The sequence below is a fragment of the Lentilactobacillus fungorum genome, from assembly GCF_016860605.1.
Lineage (GTDB): Bacteria > Bacillota > Bacilli > Lactobacillales > Lactobacillaceae > Lentilactobacillus > Lentilactobacillus fungorum.
In genome coordinates, this window is record NZ_BNJR01000015.1 from 37,583 (window position 1) to 53,132 (window position 15,550).

Annotated in this window: 14 protein-coding genes, 2 tRNA genes and 1 pseudogene; 9 read left to right on the forward strand and 8 right to left on the reverse strand. The window is 40.9% G+C overall.

What is annotated here, in order from left to right:
• The first annotated feature begins 36 nt into the window (after positions 1-36).
• Positions 37-1,185, forward strand: a complete 1,149-nt coding sequence (locus YK48G_RS08630) for a site-specific integrase (protein ID WP_203630328.1) — start codon at positions 37-39, stop codon at positions 1,183-1,185.
• A 226-nt stretch (positions 1,186-1,411) separates the two neighbouring features.
• On the opposite strand, the gene relB is transcribed toward YK48G_RS08630, so the two are convergent.
• From relB to YK48G_RS08645, 3 genes are all read right to left on the reverse strand, one after another.
• Complete coding sequence (relB, locus tag YK48G_RS08635; protein ID WP_203630329.1) at positions 1,412-1,645, reverse strand: type II toxin-antitoxin system RelB family antitoxin; 234 nt, start codon at positions 1,643-1,645, stop codon at positions 1,412-1,414.
• 189 nt (positions 1,646-1,834) lie between these two features.
• Entirely contained in the window at positions 1,835-2,326 is a 492-nt protein-coding gene (locus YK48G_RS08640) for a hypothetical protein (RefSeq protein ID WP_203630330.1), read from the reverse strand.
• Between the two features lie 212 nt (positions 2,327-2,538).
• Entirely contained in the window at positions 2,539-3,312 is a 774-nt protein-coding gene (locus YK48G_RS08645) for a Cof-type HAD-IIB family hydrolase (RefSeq protein WP_203630331.1), read from the reverse strand.
• A gap of 128 nt (positions 3,313-3,440) precedes the next feature.
• On the opposite strand from YK48G_RS08645, the gene YK48G_RS08650 reads away from it, so the two are divergent.
• The 5 genes and pseudogenes from YK48G_RS08650 to YK48G_RS08670 all read left to right on the forward strand — a co-directional run bounded on the left by YK48G_RS08650 (position 3,441) and on the right by YK48G_RS08670 (position 8,719).
• A complete protein-coding gene (locus tag YK48G_RS08650) occupies positions 3,441-4,139 on the forward strand; it encodes a C39 family peptidase (protein WP_203630332.1) in 699 nt (232 codons plus the stop codon).
• Between the two features lie 16 nt (positions 4,140-4,155).
• Complete coding sequence (locus YK48G_RS08655; RefSeq protein ID WP_203630333.1) at positions 4,156-4,884, forward strand: response regulator transcription factor; 729 nt, start codon at positions 4,156-4,158, stop codon at positions 4,882-4,884.
• Positions 4,884-6,358, forward strand: a pseudogene (locus YK48G_RS08660) (ATP-binding protein). The gene YK48G_RS08655 and the pseudogene YK48G_RS08660 overlap by 1 nt, the downstream one beginning before the upstream one ends.
• Positions 6,359-6,395: 37 nt before the next feature.
• Positions 6,396-7,730, forward strand: a complete 1,335-nt coding sequence (locus tag YK48G_RS08665) for a glucose-6-phosphate isomerase (RefSeq protein ID WP_203630334.1) — start codon at positions 6,396-6,398, stop codon at positions 7,728-7,730.
• A 194-nt stretch (positions 7,731-7,924) separates the two neighbouring features.
• On the forward strand, positions 7,925-8,719 hold the full coding sequence (locus YK48G_RS08670) for a metallophosphoesterase family protein (RefSeq protein ID WP_203630335.1): 795 nt from the start codon (positions 7,925-7,927) through the stop codon (positions 8,717-8,719).
• Positions 8,720-9,068: 349 nt separating this feature from the next.
• Here the strand turns inward: YK48G_RS08670 and YK48G_RS08675 are convergent.
• A tRNA-Gln gene (locus YK48G_RS08675) sits at positions 9,069-9,140 on the reverse strand.
• Between the two features lie 121 nt (positions 9,141-9,261).
• Between YK48G_RS08675 and YK48G_RS08680 the strand changes: the two genes are divergently transcribed.
• A tRNA-Glu gene (locus YK48G_RS08680) sits at positions 9,262-9,335 on the forward strand.
• Between the two features lie 86 nt (positions 9,336-9,421).
• Here the strand turns inward: YK48G_RS08680 and YK48G_RS08685 are convergent.
• Positions 9,422-10,780: a matrixin family metalloprotease gene (locus tag YK48G_RS08685; protein ID WP_203630336.1), complete on the reverse strand. Its 1,359-nt coding sequence runs from the start codon at positions 10,778-10,780 to the stop codon at positions 9,422-9,424.
• A gap of 196 nt (positions 10,781-10,976) precedes the next feature.
• The gene (locus tag YK48G_RS08690; RefSeq protein ID WP_203630337.1) at positions 10,977-11,306 is read right to left on the reverse strand and encodes a hypothetical protein; all 330 of its coding nucleotides are present in this window, start codon (positions 11,304-11,306) and stop codon (positions 10,977-10,979) included.
• A 192-nt stretch (positions 11,307-11,498) separates the two neighbouring features.
• On the opposite strand from YK48G_RS08690, the gene YK48G_RS08695 reads away from it, so the two are divergent.
• Positions 11,499-12,503, forward strand: coding sequence for a serine hydrolase domain-containing protein (locus YK48G_RS08695; RefSeq protein ID WP_203630338.1), 1,005 nt, complete (start codon positions 11,499-11,501; stop codon positions 12,501-12,503).
• 233 nt (positions 12,504-12,736) lie between these two features.
• Here the strand turns inward: YK48G_RS08695 and YK48G_RS08700 are convergent, their stop codons facing one another.
• Together YK48G_RS08700 and YK48G_RS08705 are read right to left on the reverse strand one after the other, a co-directional pair.
• Entirely contained in the window at positions 12,737-13,441 is a 705-nt protein-coding gene (locus tag YK48G_RS08700; RefSeq protein WP_203630339.1) for a type 1 glutamine amidotransferase, read from the reverse strand.
• On the reverse strand, positions 13,441-14,787 hold the full coding sequence (locus YK48G_RS08705; protein ID WP_203630340.1) for a Mur ligase family protein: 1,347 nt from the start codon (positions 14,785-14,787) through the stop codon (positions 13,441-13,443). The genes YK48G_RS08700 and YK48G_RS08705 overlap by 1 nt, the downstream gene beginning before the upstream one ends.
• 176 nt (positions 14,788-14,963) lie before the next feature.
• Between YK48G_RS08705 and YK48G_RS08710 the strand changes: the two genes are divergently transcribed.
• Complete coding sequence (locus tag YK48G_RS08710; protein WP_203630341.1) at positions 14,964-15,536, forward strand: thymidine kinase; 573 nt, start codon at positions 14,964-14,966, stop codon at positions 15,534-15,536.
• Positions 15,537-15,550 lie beyond the last annotated feature (14 nt).

Consider the following 15,550-nt stretch of genomic DNA (forward strand, 5'->3'; position numbering starts at 1 on the left):
CTTCATCCCTGCCACGGACGGAAAGGACAAAGCATTATGGCAAGTATCAGAAGTTACCTGACTAAATCAGGCGAAAAGCGTTACATGTTTCAAATGTATGGTGGGACTAACCCGCAGACCGGCAAGCCCAAGAAAACTACCCGCCGTGGGTTCAAGACACAAAAAGAAGCCACCCTAGAGGCTTCAAGGCTTGAACTTGAAATCTCAAAAGGTGGCATCCCGCAGCAAGATAATATTCTGTTTGAACAAGTTTATAAGGAATGGTATCAAGCATATATTAATACCGTTCGAGAAAGCACGTACGCCCGTACTTCTCAAATGTTCACTAACCACATTCTACCTTATTTTGGCAATAAACGCATCCGCACAATTACGATTGCGCAATGTCAAAAGGCGGTGAACGATTGGTTCAAGTTGGCACCCAATAACTACAAGAAGTGGTTCAATTATACTTCAAACGTGTTTGATTATGCCATCAAGCATGAATACATTGAGAAGAACCCGACTAATTTAGTTAATGTTCCCAAAAAGCAAGTGGATTTTGGTGATAAGCCGGCCAACTTTTGGGATAAGGATCAATTACAGCAGTTCTTTACGTATATTGATCCGCATAAAGAATTAGAGAAGTTTACGCTGTTTCGGGTGTTGGCCTTTGCTGGTCTTAGGCGAGGTGAGTGCTTGGCGTTAACGTGGGATGATGTTAATTTCTCTGATAGTACCATCCGCATTAATAAGACACTGACGCAGGGAATGCGCGGCGTGCAGATTGTTCAAGCGCCGAAAACTCGCAAGGGACGGCGAACGCTGACTTTAGACCCGCAAACGATGCATTACCTGAAAGCATGGCGGGTTGAACAACGCAAGTATTATTTGATGCTAGGCTTTAACACCATGAATAAGGGGCAGCTCATCTTTGCCAACACTAAGAACAAGTTTAAGTCACTCAACACACCAGCCAAGTGGTTAAAGAAAATTATCAAAGATCACGGCTTGAAGAAGATTACGGTTCATGGCTTTCGGCATACCCATGCATCGGCTTTATTTGCTGCCGGTGCTAGCATTAAGGAAGTGCAGGAGCGATTAGGGCATGAGGATATTCAAACCACAATGGATGTGTACACGCATGTCACGAACCAACAGAATGAAGAAGCCGTTCAAAAACTAGAAGCCTATCTTAATTTCTAGCAAATGGCATTCATTTTGGCATTCAGTTTCATTTTAAGGACGTCTAAAACGTTGATAAACATTGGTATAACAAGCATCTTTGGAAAGTGGTATTCAAAACCCGCCGACTCCATTGATAGATAAAAGCTGGTAATCATGAGTGTTTCAAAACTCATCATTACCAGCTTTTTAATTCTATAGCGATACCAAAAATTACCAGCTTTATTATGACTGTGCTGGTGATAACTTACTCGTTCAAACCGCCAAATTCTTTTAAGATATCTTCAATTGGGTAGGATTTCTCACCACTCTCTTTATAGCGCTTGTATGCGATATCTGCGACTTGTTTGTCATACTCATCCTCTAACTGTTCCATTGAGTATTTTTTAATCAAGTTAGATAACGAAATTCCGTAAAAATCTGTCATATATTTAAGCCATTCTTTTTCTTCGTTAGTAACAGTAATGGTAATTTTAGCCATTCCAGCAGCTCCCTGTGCGCTTTTTGTGTAATAATAGTATAGACTAAATGATAAAAATGACCGATTAAAAAGCCCTCGTTTACCATATATTATCAGGTAACTCAGTAAAAAGCCCAGCAATTCTACTGGGCAGGCTTTAGTAAGTACTTGATAATCGTGATACCGCTTTGCGTTACTATTTTAAGTTCATTATGAACCGTTACTGTTCGAACTATTCATTTGTCGCAGCGCTGACATCAACTGGAGGAGTTGGGCATGATAAATGTCTGATCGAAGCGCCTGGTTCTGTGTGCTAAACCAATATTGTTTTGCCGGAGCAACGTAAGTTTCTGGAACATGGTATTTAGTCGCAATTTCTTGAAAGGTCGTGGGATTATCGGCTGCTTGTTGGAGTCGATACAGCGGTTCTTGTTCAATAATTTGGACAACTTGTGGGCGGACTTCTTGGGGTAGCTTTGGCTCGACCACTTTGATAACCGTTTGCTTAATTGGTTTATCCAGAATCGTGTTGGTTTGGCGTTGGGCATCGGTTAATTCATGGACCTGATGACCAATATATAGCGCTCCGCCTAGAATAATCGCTAAAATAGCAAGGATAATGTAAAGCTTGGTATGACGTGATTTTTTGGCTCGTTGAGTTGTTTGGCTGCGCCTAAGTCTCGATGGCGTTTGGTCTTGCATGGCGACACATCTCCTTAAATAACCCCGTTTGCCTTAGTTTATCATCTATCCTGACAAGTGGGCTTTTAAACGCTTTGATCTTAAAAATTATGTAAAAAAATGGCGAGCCGCTTCGACCTTCGGAACGCATATGCGCCGATCGTTGCTGACTCACCGTGGTTTGGCACCAGTAGAAACTATAACAGGAAACCATGAACTTAGCAAGTAATGGATTATAATAAATTGTAATGTTTTAAGCCGTTGACGATGCCATGTTCTGTATTTTTGCTAGTAATAAATTCAGCGTATTCTTTGACTTGATCCAATCCGTTTCCCATAACAACTGGATGGTCAACGTAATCGAGCATTGGGATATCATTGTTACCATCGCCAAAACCATAAGTGGGGATGCCATCCAGTTTGGCATTTTTGATCAGTTCTTGAATGCCCCGCTTTTTGGAGCTCCCCTTAGCGACGATGTCCATGCTGTAAGGGGTGTTCCTGAAAAAGGTTAGCGTATCTTTAAACTGGTCCGTATAGATTTCATCAGGTCCTTCAGTATTAATCAACATCATAATAATTTCATTATTCTCAATAAAATCGTCAACACCAAACGGGGGCTTCCTAGAATTAATAAATTGATAATTATGCTCAACAATCTCATTGATAAAATTAATGCGCGCCCCTTGGCTATTCATGACAGTGGTCGCTTCGCCGCGAGCTTTGGCAAATTGAACAAATGACGTCACGACATCTTGTGACAGGCTGGCTTTGTAAACGGGCTTGCCCTCAAAGATGACGTAACTACCATTTGCTGAAACGACAGTGTCGATACCAGTCGTTTTCATTGTGTCTGGAATCTCGAAAAGATTTCTTCCGGTTGAAATAACTGGTAAAACATGATTAGCCTTGAGTTGATGCATTGCCTCGGCAACCTCTGGGTCAACTCTGGTTTGTTCATTATACAGTGTGTGATCCAAATCAAAAAAAGCGATTCCTTTATACATGAGTACAACCATCCTGTCTTAAATAGTCTTCTTACAGAAGCATTACCATATTATGATAACAATTTACACGGTTTTCAAGCAAGTTTGTCAATTTATTGTTAAAATAGAGTACATACGGGGTGAGATGAGTGGAAAAAACGACTATTGCCAATGAAAAAACAAATCGATTCTTTGTCAGATTAAGAAGAATCCCTGGTGAACACTGGTACTTAGCAACTAATGATGAACGAAATGTCACAGGAGATGATCGGGTTAAAATGCCTGATAATCTCAAAACTCGCGACTTCTTGATTGATCAAATTAGTTTTTTTAATAAACAAATCTGGTATCATTTTACCCGCGATGATTTGGTGGGTTGGCTGCCCAAGCGGAACATTCGAAAAACGTTTCGTCGTTTGGACGTTGAACCAATTAAGCAGAAAACCCAGGCAGATGTTGATAATCAATGCGCAGCGGTTAAAATGTTATTGAAAAGTGCTGGCAGCCGAATATCAGATCAGGACTTGAAGGCTGCAATTGAAGCTTGGCGCAAAGATTCGGATCAATTAATTGATTTGAGTGAGTTAGTCATTGCCCAAACCCATTCAATTCGTGATCTTAATCGGGTTAATTTTCGTCAGCTCAACAAGCAGCTTTTAAGAAGGCGCCCCATTGTGATAAAGGTTGCAAGCGTTGATAACTTAAAATCCAGCTTGATTGTGTTAACCGGGTTTAATCGAAAATTGTACTATTATAATGATCCCTGGACCGGCCGGCTGGAATCTATCTCCCAGAATCATTTACGAAAGCACTGGCAGCACGGCAATTTAGAAGCAATCAGCTATTAAAGGTGGGGAACGAATAATGAAATTGTTGATGATCGAAGATAACAAATCGGTATCAGAAATGATGCAGATGTTCTTCCAAAAAGAGGGCTGGGATGTCTCGTTTGCCTATGATGGCATAGAGGCGGTCGATATGTTCAACGAAGATCCGGATAGTTGGGATATGATCACGTTGGATCTTAATCTGCCAAAAAAAGACGGCATGGAAGTCGCCAAAGAGATCCGAGCGAAGTCAAAAACGGTGCCAATTATTATGCTGACTGCGCGGGATTCAGATAGTGATCAGGTACTGGGCTTTGAAATGGGTGCCGATGATTATGTTACCAAGCCATTTTCGCCAATTACACTGGTTGCCCGGATTAAAGCATTGCAGCGGCGAGCCCACACGGAACAGCAAGTAGCAGAAGAAGATCAAAAAGCGACTCAAGACGATTACCAAGTTGCAACGACTCACTTCAAGTTGAATACTAACACTAGAGAGGCTTACTTGGATGGTAAGTTAATTCCAGACTTAACCCCCAAAGAGTTTGAACTGTTGAAAACGTTAGCTCAAAAGCCACGACAGGTCTTTTCCCGGGAGCAATTGCTCGAATTGGTTTGGGACTATGAGTATTATGGTGATGAACGAACGGTGGATGCCCACGTTAAGAAGTTACGGCAAAAAATTGAGCGGGTTGGCCCACAAGTGATCCAAACCGTTTGGGGCGTTGGTTATAAATTTGATGATAGTGAAGTGGATAGCAAATAATGAAAATGATCTATCAGCAGTTAATGGCATTTTTTTAGTCATTGCAACGACCATTGTCCTCTTGGGATTTTCATTTGGCCGCATGTCAAAGACGTTTGTATATGACACTACTTGGAATAATTTAGAGAAGTATTCTGATAGTTTGATTCAGCATTCATTGAAAGTTAATTCCAAAACCAACGGCCAGGTAACTTTTAATATGAGTCGGATCAAAATGACCCAGTCAATTTTGGAGAATCAATCCGTTCACTTTACGGTCTTTTCGGCTAAAAATCAGGTTGTTTACCCAGCTGATGGCGTTTCGCCACAAATCACCAAGAGTGACTGGCACCATTTACAAAAAGATCAGATTGTCCGCAAAGTTAGTAATAAAAACGCGAAGTTGAAAAACGGTAAGACCCGTCCGGCCATGATTGAGATCATTAAGCCTTATTACTATCGGAACAAGTTAGTAGCGGCCGTTTCAGCAGGCGCTTTTATTGCCGGGGTTAATTCAAACGTTGCCCGGATTAATCGGTACCTGTTAAAGGGGTTGCTGGTGTCCTTGATTATTTCAATGGTTGTCAGTTTCTTCATTGCTAGGCGGCTTAATCGGCGAATTGCAATGCTTCGAAGCGGTGCCAATCAAGTTTCGAATGGTAACTATAAAGTGAGGTTAAAACCTGGTGGTAAGGATGAAATTGGTGAATTAATCAATGATTTTAACCGCATGACGGCGTCGCTGGAAAAGGCAAACTTGGAGATCCAACGTCAAGAAGAACGCCGTCAAGAATTCCTAGCTGACGCTGCTCACGAAATGCGAACGCCGCTGACGACGATTTCTGGAATCCTAGAGGGAATTAAATATGACGTTATCCCGCAAGAATCAAGGGATAAAAGTATTCAACTGATGAGTGATGAAACCCAGCGATTAATTCGCTTAGTTAATGAAAACTTGGATTTTGAAAAGATTCGCTCCAATTCAATTCAATTAGATAAACGGCATTTCAATGCGGCAAAAGTCTTTTCTAATATTGTGGACCAATTGACTAACAAGGCGAAAGAATCTGGTGACCAATTAATTTTGAATTCGCCGGATGATTTACCGATTTACGCAGACTATGACCGGTTTGTCCAAGTTGTCTTCAACATCATTACTAACGCTATTCAATTTACTAATCACGGAACCGTCACAATTACCGGTGAACGTGGTTATAATGAAACAATTATTAAAATTGCTGACACGGGAATTGGCATGACGGAGGAACAACAAAAAAATATTTTTGAGCGTTACTACAAAGCCGATGCGTCAAGGCGTAGTGGTAAGTATGGAGAGTCAGGTTTGGGCCTGGCAATTGTCCACCAATTGGTGAAATCCCACGGCGGCAAGATCTCTGTTGCCTCTAAAAAGGGAAAGGGATCGACTTTTACGATTATCTTCCCTGATGAAACGGCTGCTGAAAAGAAACAGCACGACACTGGCAGCAACAACTAACATTTGGTTACAAAATTTAAAAAGGTGAGGTTTTATCATGTCATATATTAACTTCGATAGTTCTAAACTTTCCAAATTTGTCAATAAAAATGAGTTACCAGAAATCCAGGCAATGGTTAATGCCGCCAATGATGAACTTAGAAAGGGAACCGGGGCCGGCAGTGCTTTTCGGGACTGGCTTGAATTACCCACTCAGTATGATCATGAAGAAGTCAATCGAATTTTGCAGGCAGCTAAGAAAATTCAAGGCGACTCAAAGTACCTGATTACGATTGGAATCGGCGGTTCGTATCTTGGTGCCCAGATGGCAGTGAACTTTTTGCACCACAATTTTTATGAGCGGACAAATTCAACGACACAAGTTGAATTTGTTGGCAATTCACTTAGCTCATCGTATGTAAATGATTTGCTTAATTTAGTTGGTGATGACGATTTTTCAATCAATATGATTTCTAAATCTGGTACAACAACTGAACCAGCGATTGCATTTCGAATCTTTAGAGAAAAGTTGGTTGCCAAATACGGTGAAAAAGAAGCTAATCAACGAATTTATGTGACGACCGATAAGGCGCATGGTGCGCTTCGACATGAAGCCGATGTTAACGGTTGGGAATCATTTATCATCCCCGATGGTGTGGGTGGTCGATACTCTGTGTTGACGCCAGTTGGGTTATTACCAATTGCAGTATCCGGTGGCGACATTAAGGAACTCTTAAATGGTGCTGCCGACGCGCAACATCAATATACCGATCCGGTTTTAGACCACAATGATGCTTATCGTTACGCGGCCTTGCGCAATATTTTGTATCGTAAGGGGTTTACTACCGAGATCCTGGAAAATTATGAACCAAATTTACGGATGTTTGCTGAATGGTGGAAGCAGTTAGCCGGTGAATCAGAAGGTAAGGACAATAAGGGCATCTATCCATCTTCTGCAAACTTTACAACTGACTTGCATTCGTTCGGCCAGTATATCCAAGAAGGCTTACGAAATTTGTTTGAGACCGTAGTTAAATTGGACTCACCAGCCAGCGATGTGACTATTCCAAGTGCTGATAAAGATTTGGATGGCTTGAAGTATTTGGAAGGTAAAGCCTTAGATTGGGTTAACACGAAAGCTTACGAAGGGGTTGTATTAGCGCATACGGATGGCGGCGTTCCGGTAATGACCGTTCATATCCCGGATGAGAGTGAATATTCACTGGGGTATTTAATCTACTTCTTTGAAATTGCAATTGCAATTTCTGGTTATCTAAACGGAATTAACCCATTTAACCAACCGGGAGTTGAGGCTTATAAGACTAACATGTTTGGTTTGTTAGGCAAACCTGGATTTGAGGAAATTGGTAAGGAGTTAAATAAACGACTTTAATGTCAAAAAATAAAAGTTTGTTTGAAAATTGGAAACTATCTAAAACTACTTTTATTTTGCAGATAAGTTAGGATTTGAAAGACGAGGCTTTATCTCCCTTTTTAGGGTGTTGAAGTCTCGTCTTTTGGAACAAATAGGAAAAATGTTATAAAGTTATTGAGATAATGCGACTAAAAGGTTGGAGGAGAGATTTTTTGACAAAAGTAGCAATTTTTTCGGATATTCATGGTAACTTAAATGCCTTAAAAGCATTCTATAGCGATTCTAAGAAAAATGGTGCTGATGATTATTGGTTCTTGGGTGATCTCTTCGGGCCTGGACCGGATACTCAAGAGCTTTTAGAAGCATTTAAGGAAATTGAGCCTAGTGTGAAAATAAGGGGGAATTGGGAAGACTTTTTGATAAATAGTGTGCATAATGACGATAAAGAATTACCGGATTCAATTCGAATCATTGAATCGTATGTAACCAATCATTTGCAGAATCCTAAGGAAATCAGTGAAAATATTTCTAATTGGCCATTACACCAAGAGAAGACTATCAATGGCGTTAGAATTGGACTTTCTCATAATTTACCCGATAATAATAGTAATGATACGCTTTCTATAAGATCAGAAAGCCATGAACTTGTTGAACTGTTTCAAGGGCCCCGGCAAACTTTAGATATTGCAATTTATGCACATATACATCATCCAACTATGCGTTATATCGATTTGAATTGTTTGATGCCTAATGCTAAGGACTATAATTATTCTCAAGCTGATGAAAGACTAGTCTTAAACATTGGTTCAGTAGGACTGCCCTTTGATAAACCTACACATCTTTACAAAGAACGGCGGGCAGAATATTTGCTTCTTGAAATAGGTGAAGGTGGAGACGTTTACCCACACTTTAGAAGAATTCCATATGATAATTCATTGGAATTCAAGAAAGCCAGTGAAAAGAAATTACCTTTCAAAGAGCGGTATAAAAATAGTTTTAACTTATAAGTTACCTTAAATTATCGAGAATCTTAAGTGTGCCGATAAAAGTTACCTGGAAATAGAAATTACGGTAAATGTTCACAAGATTTTTTGTAATAAGTGGTGAACTTTTCTTCACAAAGAAGGCCTGTTTGCCAATGAATGAAAGATTAAAAAGTATCTTTATTAAAAGAGATACACGCCAATCTGAGGCCGATGCATTGATTCTGTAATAAAAGGATATGTGATGATCCGTGCTTACCAAAATGCTTACCATTAATTACGTGTGAATCAATTTAAATCGACTTTCAAAAAAATAAAAAGCCTATTATATCAACGCTTTCGGCGTCAATCGTAACAGGCTTTTTAGTATCAATTGGGTATACTGGGGTCGAACCAGTAAATTACGGATTCAGAGTCCGTTGCCTTACCATTTGGCGAATACCCAATGAATATCACAACTAAGTATTCTATAGATTTTTTGGCGTCTTGTCAACATTGGATTTGTTTTTTTATTAGTTGACAAAACCAGTTAATTTAGATAAACTATTATAGTGGTTTGAAAGCATTGCCCGCTGGTCAAACTGGTTTAAGACGTCGCCCTCTCAAGGCGGAGTTACGGGTTCGAGCCCCGTGCGGGTGATAAACATTGATATGATGCGGTTAATAAGAAGTTACCAAACTATTTGGTAACTTCTTTATTTTCTATTATTTTAATATTGGTTGTCTTTACCAATACCCCAATAATTTCGTCAACTTAGCCCGATTGATATCTCGCGAGGAAAGAGTTGCTGTTTCATAGGCTTTAGGTGCATCTGGGTCTTTGGGATCGGTCCAAGAATATTTAACCGGACTGGCAGTTGCTTCAGTTTCGTTATCCGTTGGGGCATACATGATGTCATTTTGATAAGGCGTGTGGTAAAGCCCTAAAGCATGGCCTAACTCATGTGTTATAACTGTGATCCAATAATGAGTTTCCAATGTCGTAGAAGCCGTTGCCTGCTCCTGGTTATAATCGGCCTTTATTTGATCCTTTATCTTTTCAATTTGCGCATTGTATGCATCCTTGATGGCTTGCTGATTAGCTTCATAGCTGTTGGTCAAGTTGGTAAGTTGGGTCGTAATTTGAATCTGTTGATCAGGGGTCGTTGCCTTGGATAATTCTGTTTTGAGCTGTTGCGACTGGGCTTCATATGCTTGCTTGCTGGCAGTCAACTTGGCATTTGTTGTAGCTAAAAATTGACTTGCTTGATTGGCGAGAGCCTTAATTTGAGCTTGAAGCCCTGGGCTAACGGTATTGGCACTCACATAATGATCGTTTTCAAAATTCTGCTGGTTAACTTGAATGCTAAAACCATTGAAGAGACCATCCCAACCAGTAGCTGAGCCATCGCCAAATTTGACAATTAAGCTACTGCTTGGCTTGGATCCAAGCGAAAAGACCATACTGCCAAGTGCATGATTCCATTTGGAGATAGCTGCTGAAACATCATTTTCCAATGCTTTGTCTTCAACGTAAATCGTGGCATGGTTTTGAAAGAAAGTTCCCGGAACTGAAAAGTTGCCGACATTATATTGCTTATTAAAAATTTTGGCGTCCTGATGATAAACGTCCTGATTGAGGTTTAAAATTTGGTGATCTGGCTCTAAGTCTGGCGCAGCTGAAATGAGCTGGTTTAATTTAGCTTTGGTCATTGTTTTTGACGAAGACTTAACAGTTGCTTTAGTCAAATAACCTCGCCAAATCCACCCTTTGATGCTTTGTTTGGTAGCACTCTTGGCAAAATAATAAATCCGGTTTTGCCCATTGACCCGCAACTTTTGGTGATAGTAAACGGTGAACGACTGTCGGCGATAGTTAGCCAGCCGAAACTTGCGGTGGGCAAGTTGCGCAGAATAAGCGTATGCTCGTTTGGTTGTCGTTTGATTGAGCTTAAATTTGGTTGGGCGAACTTGATGGCGCCAAATAACTTTCACTTGCTGTTGAGTTTTGGCTTTCAAAGAAATGGGTTGACTTAGAACCGTTGAAACGGTTGTAGACAATGTCGATAATAAAAGAATTGAGATGAGCTTATTTCTGAAATTCAATCCAAATCCCCCCTGTAGAAAAATAAATGAAACAAAGCGCTTAAGAATTGGTATGCAAGCCTTTTAAGCGGCAATTCCCGGTTCTGAGCTCTTTATCCTCTTGTGGACACTGCCCCAAGAAACCAAGTCTTGCTCCCCAACGCCGAAGTATCGTAATGATTTAAAATATCGGTTCTAACATGGCCGTGGAAGTTCATTATTCAAATGACAAGTCAACTAAATACTTATGCCGTTTGATAAGATGTGACGTGGTAATCCATAATTCGTGGTAACTGGTGTCTTTTACCCGGGTTTGATCGTGAAAGTAGTCTAATAATTCATTGTTCATTGAAATAAATTCGGCAGCCATGCGATTCACCATTAGTTTGTGTGGTGGGAAATAGATTTCTGGGTTTCCTAATTTAACCGTATCGTCTAAATACATCACGATGGCGTTGTCGTACTTACCAGGTTCAACGATAACCCGATCAGGATGCGCTTTGATGTACGAAAGAACGTGATAGATTGTGTCAGAATTACTTGCCATAGTTTTTGGCCTCCATTATTTAAAGCTAACTTACCACTATTGTACCAAATCCGATGGTTGGCAGGGGTGGTTAGCTGAAGTTTTCGGTATGACTGAATTTATGAGTCTTGCTTTATCCGGGGCATTATTCGCAGTATAATTAAAAAACAAATGACCCGTTGGTAAATAGTTGCAAAAGAAAGAAGGCTGGCGATGACGTATTCTGATACGATCGCTTTGATGCACCACTTTGTAGACGATCGGATTGTTCCCGGTGTTTCATACGGCATTATTAATCAACACACGTTGACCTCTAGTTATTTTGGCCAACAAGAATTAGTGCCCGAAATACTGCCATTACAGCAAGGCGAACTATATGATTTGGCTTCATTGACGAAAGTTGTTGGGACAACAAATTTAATTCTGCGGTTATTATTTTTAGGGAAGCTATCATTGACTGATTCGGTTAGCCAATACCTACCACAGTGGCAGTCACCGCAAGTCACCATTCGACATCTATTAACCCATACATCAGACATTGTTGGCTACATTCCGAATCGCAACCAGCTGCCAAAGGCCGAACTTGAGCAGGCTATTTTGGGATTAAGTAGTGGCCAGGAGTTGGGTAAAGTGGTCCATTATCAGGATTACAACTATCTTTTTTTGGGATGGATTGCTTCCAAAATCCTTGGTGAGCCGGTTCAGCAGCTCATTTCAAAGTACGTGATCAAGCCACTTGGGCTTCGGCGAGCAACGTTTTGTCCTCAAAATCCCAATGAGGTAGTACCAACGGAAGTCATTGACGGACAACCCTTACGAGGGACCGTCCATGATCCGAAAGCAAGAATTTTGGGAGCTGACTGTGGCTCAGCTGGGCTGTTTGCGCCCCTCAGTGATTTGGTTCATTTTTCAAAATGGCTGCTTGGGCAAATCCAGTATCCTCACTTTTTACCGGCTGAATGGTTGGACCAATTTTTTATTGATCAAACCCCGGGAAGGACAAAGAATCGCTCATTTGGCTGGATTTTAAGGGAGTATGCCGGTCATCTTTATATTTTACATACTGGTTTCACCGGCACCTTAATTGTGGTCGATAAAACGGCACAACAAGCGTTAGTGTTCTTATCCAATCGGGTTCACCCCAACGCTTTAAATCAAGATTTTTTTCGTTATCGCAGCCAACTAATCCGAACGTTTATTCGAGAGGCGAATCAATAAAACAAGTGAAGTGCCGGTAAGATCACTCAAATAAGTTAGTAGGTGAGGGTACCACAACCCTAAACGCTGTGTTGAGTAAAAGCGGATTTGCGTTATTTGAATTGACTTAACTATTGAAACGCCATCACTGGTCATCAGCGAGGGTGACCTATTATGTAAAACGCGCCTCAATTCCCCTTAAGGTAAGGAAACTGAGACGCGTTTTAAGTTAAATGAGTTTGCATGTGAGTCAATTAAAACGTATCGCCAACCTTTAAAGCTTCTGGTTGTGATAAATCGGCATCCGGATATTTACGGGTCAAGGCATTAACTAGCACGTGCTTGGCAATTTGATTATTCCGCGCCAAAATGGGCCCGTGGAAGTATGTGCAGTAAACATTCTTGTAAATAGCGCCTTCAGTTTGATCTTGGCCGTTATTACCATGGCCTTCTAAAACCTTCCCCAAAGGCCGCTCCCCTTTGCCAAGAAAAGTTAATCCCTGATGGTTTTCAAAGCCGTGGTAGCGTTCGCCAGTTTCTTCGTTTTCAATGACGACGTTACCGATAAAACGATGATCTTTTTGTTTATCAGTGTAGTGATCAAGCGCACCAATTCCCAACAGCTTCTCACCATTGGCACCAATGTAATAGTGGCCTAACAACTGGTAACCACCACAGATAGCGACAACCGAACCGTTATCTTCAATGAAATTGGTGAGGGCCGTTTTCTTGGTCTGAATATCTTTTGAAACAATGGACTGCTCAAAGTCTTGGCCGCCACCGAACACGACAATGTCATACTTGGTTGGGTCAAACGGTTGGCCTAAGCTCACAACTTCGGATGTTAATCCAACCCCCATTTGGTTAGCAAGATATTTAAGCACCAAGATATTTCCCAAGTCACCATAGGTGTTCATTAAGTCACCATAGAGATGACAAACATTTAGTGAATATGCCATTATTCAAGCCCTCCTTTAATGAAGCCCTTGGCCGCAAAGACTTTTCTGAGGTGCAGCATGGCGGTATACGTCGCCAAGATGTATACTTTTTCGGTCGGGGCGTCTGGAATCATATCGACAACTTTATCTAAATCTGGTTCAACGAGATGCTTGTTGGGATCAACGCCGGCAACTTGCAGTCGGTAGGTGATATCACGGTACCGCTGACCGCCGGTGATATATTGCTTGATATTCATCTTTGGCAGCCGTTCAAAATCACCATCCCAAATCCAACTGGTATCAATCCCGTCAGCATAATTAGCATTTAATAGGCCAATAAAGGTAAATGGTTCCTGGTCGGTTGAAATCATGTCGATGACTTGGTTTAAGCCAACTGGGTTTTTTACCAAAATCAATGTGACTTTTTTGCCATCAACGTTGATTTCCTCTTGACGGCCAAAAATGTGCTTACCTTTGCTAAAGGCCTGTTGCGTTTGGGCAGGACTCACGCCCATAAAGCGGCCAACACTATAAGCGGCCAAGGCGTTATAAATGTTGTAAACCCCGCCGATTTCAATTTTAATCGGTTCGCCATCAATTTCAAAGCTAGACGACTTGGGCGTTAGATTGGTGATTTTGTTTAACGCGAAGTTTAATTCTGGCCGCTGATATCCGCAGTTAGGGCAGAAATACTTGCCGAGGTTCGAATAAGTGATGTAGCGATAGTGAAGGATGTGTTGACACTGAGGACACAAGACCCCGTCAGTATTAGGAGTTGCCTTAACATCGCCTTCCGGTTGGTTGGCAAACCCGTAATAGATCATTGGATTAGGCAGCTGCTTAGAGTGAAAGATTGGTGCATCGCCATTGGCAATGATGGTTGCATTGGGAGCCAAAGCGACCCCGTTTAAAATTTTTTGGTAAGTCGTGTAAATTTCGCCGTAGCGATCCATTTGATCGCGGAAAATATTGGTAAAGACAAACGCTTTTGGTTTGATATACTTTGTTACCATGATGACATTTGCTTCATCAACTTCTAAGACAGCTAACGGGCGTTTATTCCGCGTTCGCGGCGCGTGAAGAAATGTTGTAATGATCCCTTGTTCCATATTAGAACCAGTTGGGTTGGTCAAGATATTTTGGTATTTTTCTTTAAGCACTTGAACGGTTAACGCAGTCGTTAAAGTTTTACCGTTTGTGCCGGTGACGACGATAACGTCATAATTTCGAGCTAAAGTTTGTAAAATATTTGGGTCTAATTTTTTAGTGATTTTGCCGGGCAGGGAACTGCCGCCCTTGAAGAAAGTGTGTAAAAACCAGTAAGATGATTTGCCGGCAACAGTTGCAAATGAACTTTTTAGTGACATAAAATTACTCCTTAAGCTAAGTACCTATCGTACTAATCAAAAACTAAGTTTATCATATGGAAGCGGGTTTGAACACGGTTTGGCCTATCTGACTGGAAAAATTATCAGTTATATCGATATTCGATGGAATTTTCTGTATAATGGAAAAGAAGCTTTGAAGGGAAAAGGTGGATATATTGGCTCAATTATTTTATCGCTATGGCGCCATGAACAGTGGCAAGACGATCGAAATCATTAAAGTCGCTCATAATTATGAAGAGCAAAATAAAAGTGTTATCATTATGACTAGTGCGCTTGATACTCGTGAAAAACAGGGAATGATTGAGTCACGAATCGGACTAGAACGCAAGGCTGATCCAATTTTTGAAAAGACCAATATTTTTGAGCGGGTTCAGGAATTAGATCCGAATGCGAGCTGCGTGTTAATCGATGAAGCACAGTTTTTAACAAAGAAGCACGTTTTTCAATTGGCAGAAATTGTTGACGAGTTAAACATTCCGGTTATTGCTTTTGGATTGAAAAATGATTTTCAAAATCATCTATTTGAAGGCTCTGAATATCTCCTTTTATATGCTGATAAGATAGAAGAGATGAAGACAATTTGCTGGTTTTGCGGTAAAAAGGCAACTATGAATTTACGTTTCCATGATGGCAAGCCGGTTTACGAAGGTGAGCAGATTCAAATGGGCGGTAATGAGTCTTACTACCCGGTGTGCCGGAAACACTACTATAATCCACCTATCAAGTAACAAAGTGAGGAATT

Coding starts and splice junctions, on each gene's coding strand:
- YK48G_RS08630 (WP_203630328.1), top strand. CDS start 37: ATGGCAAGTATCAGAAGTTACCTGACTAAATCAGGCGAAAAGCGTTAC.
- YK48G_RS08665 (WP_203630334.1), top strand. CDS start 6,396: ATGTCATATATTAACTTCGATAGTTCTAAACTTTCCAAATTTGTCAAT.
- YK48G_RS08705 (WP_203630340.1), bottom strand. CDS start 14,787: ATGTCACTAAAAAGTTCATTTGCAACTGTTGCCGGCAAATCATCTTAC.
- YK48G_RS08690 (WP_203630337.1), bottom strand. CDS start 11,306: ATGGCAAGTAATTCTGACACAATCTATCACGTTCTTTCGTACATCAAA.
- relB (WP_203630329.1), bottom strand. CDS start 1,645: ATGGCTAAAATTACCATTACTGTTACTAACGAAGAAAAAGAATGGCTT.
- YK48G_RS08700 (WP_203630339.1), bottom strand. CDS start 13,441: ATGGCATATTCACTAAATGTTTGTCATCTCTATGGTGACTTAATGAAC.
- YK48G_RS08655 (WP_203630333.1), top strand. CDS start 4,156: ATGAAATTGTTGATGATCGAAGATAACAAATCGGTATCAGAAATGATG.
- YK48G_RS08695 (WP_203630338.1), top strand. CDS start 11,499: ATGACGTATTCTGATACGATCGCTTTGATGCACCACTTTGTAGACGAT.
- YK48G_RS08640 (WP_203630330.1), bottom strand. CDS start 2,326: ATGCAAGACCAAACGCCATCGAGACTTAGGCGCAGCCAAACAACTCAA.
- YK48G_RS08645 (WP_203630331.1), bottom strand. CDS start 3,312: ATGTATAAAGGAATCGCTTTTTTTGATTTGGATCACACACTGTATAAT.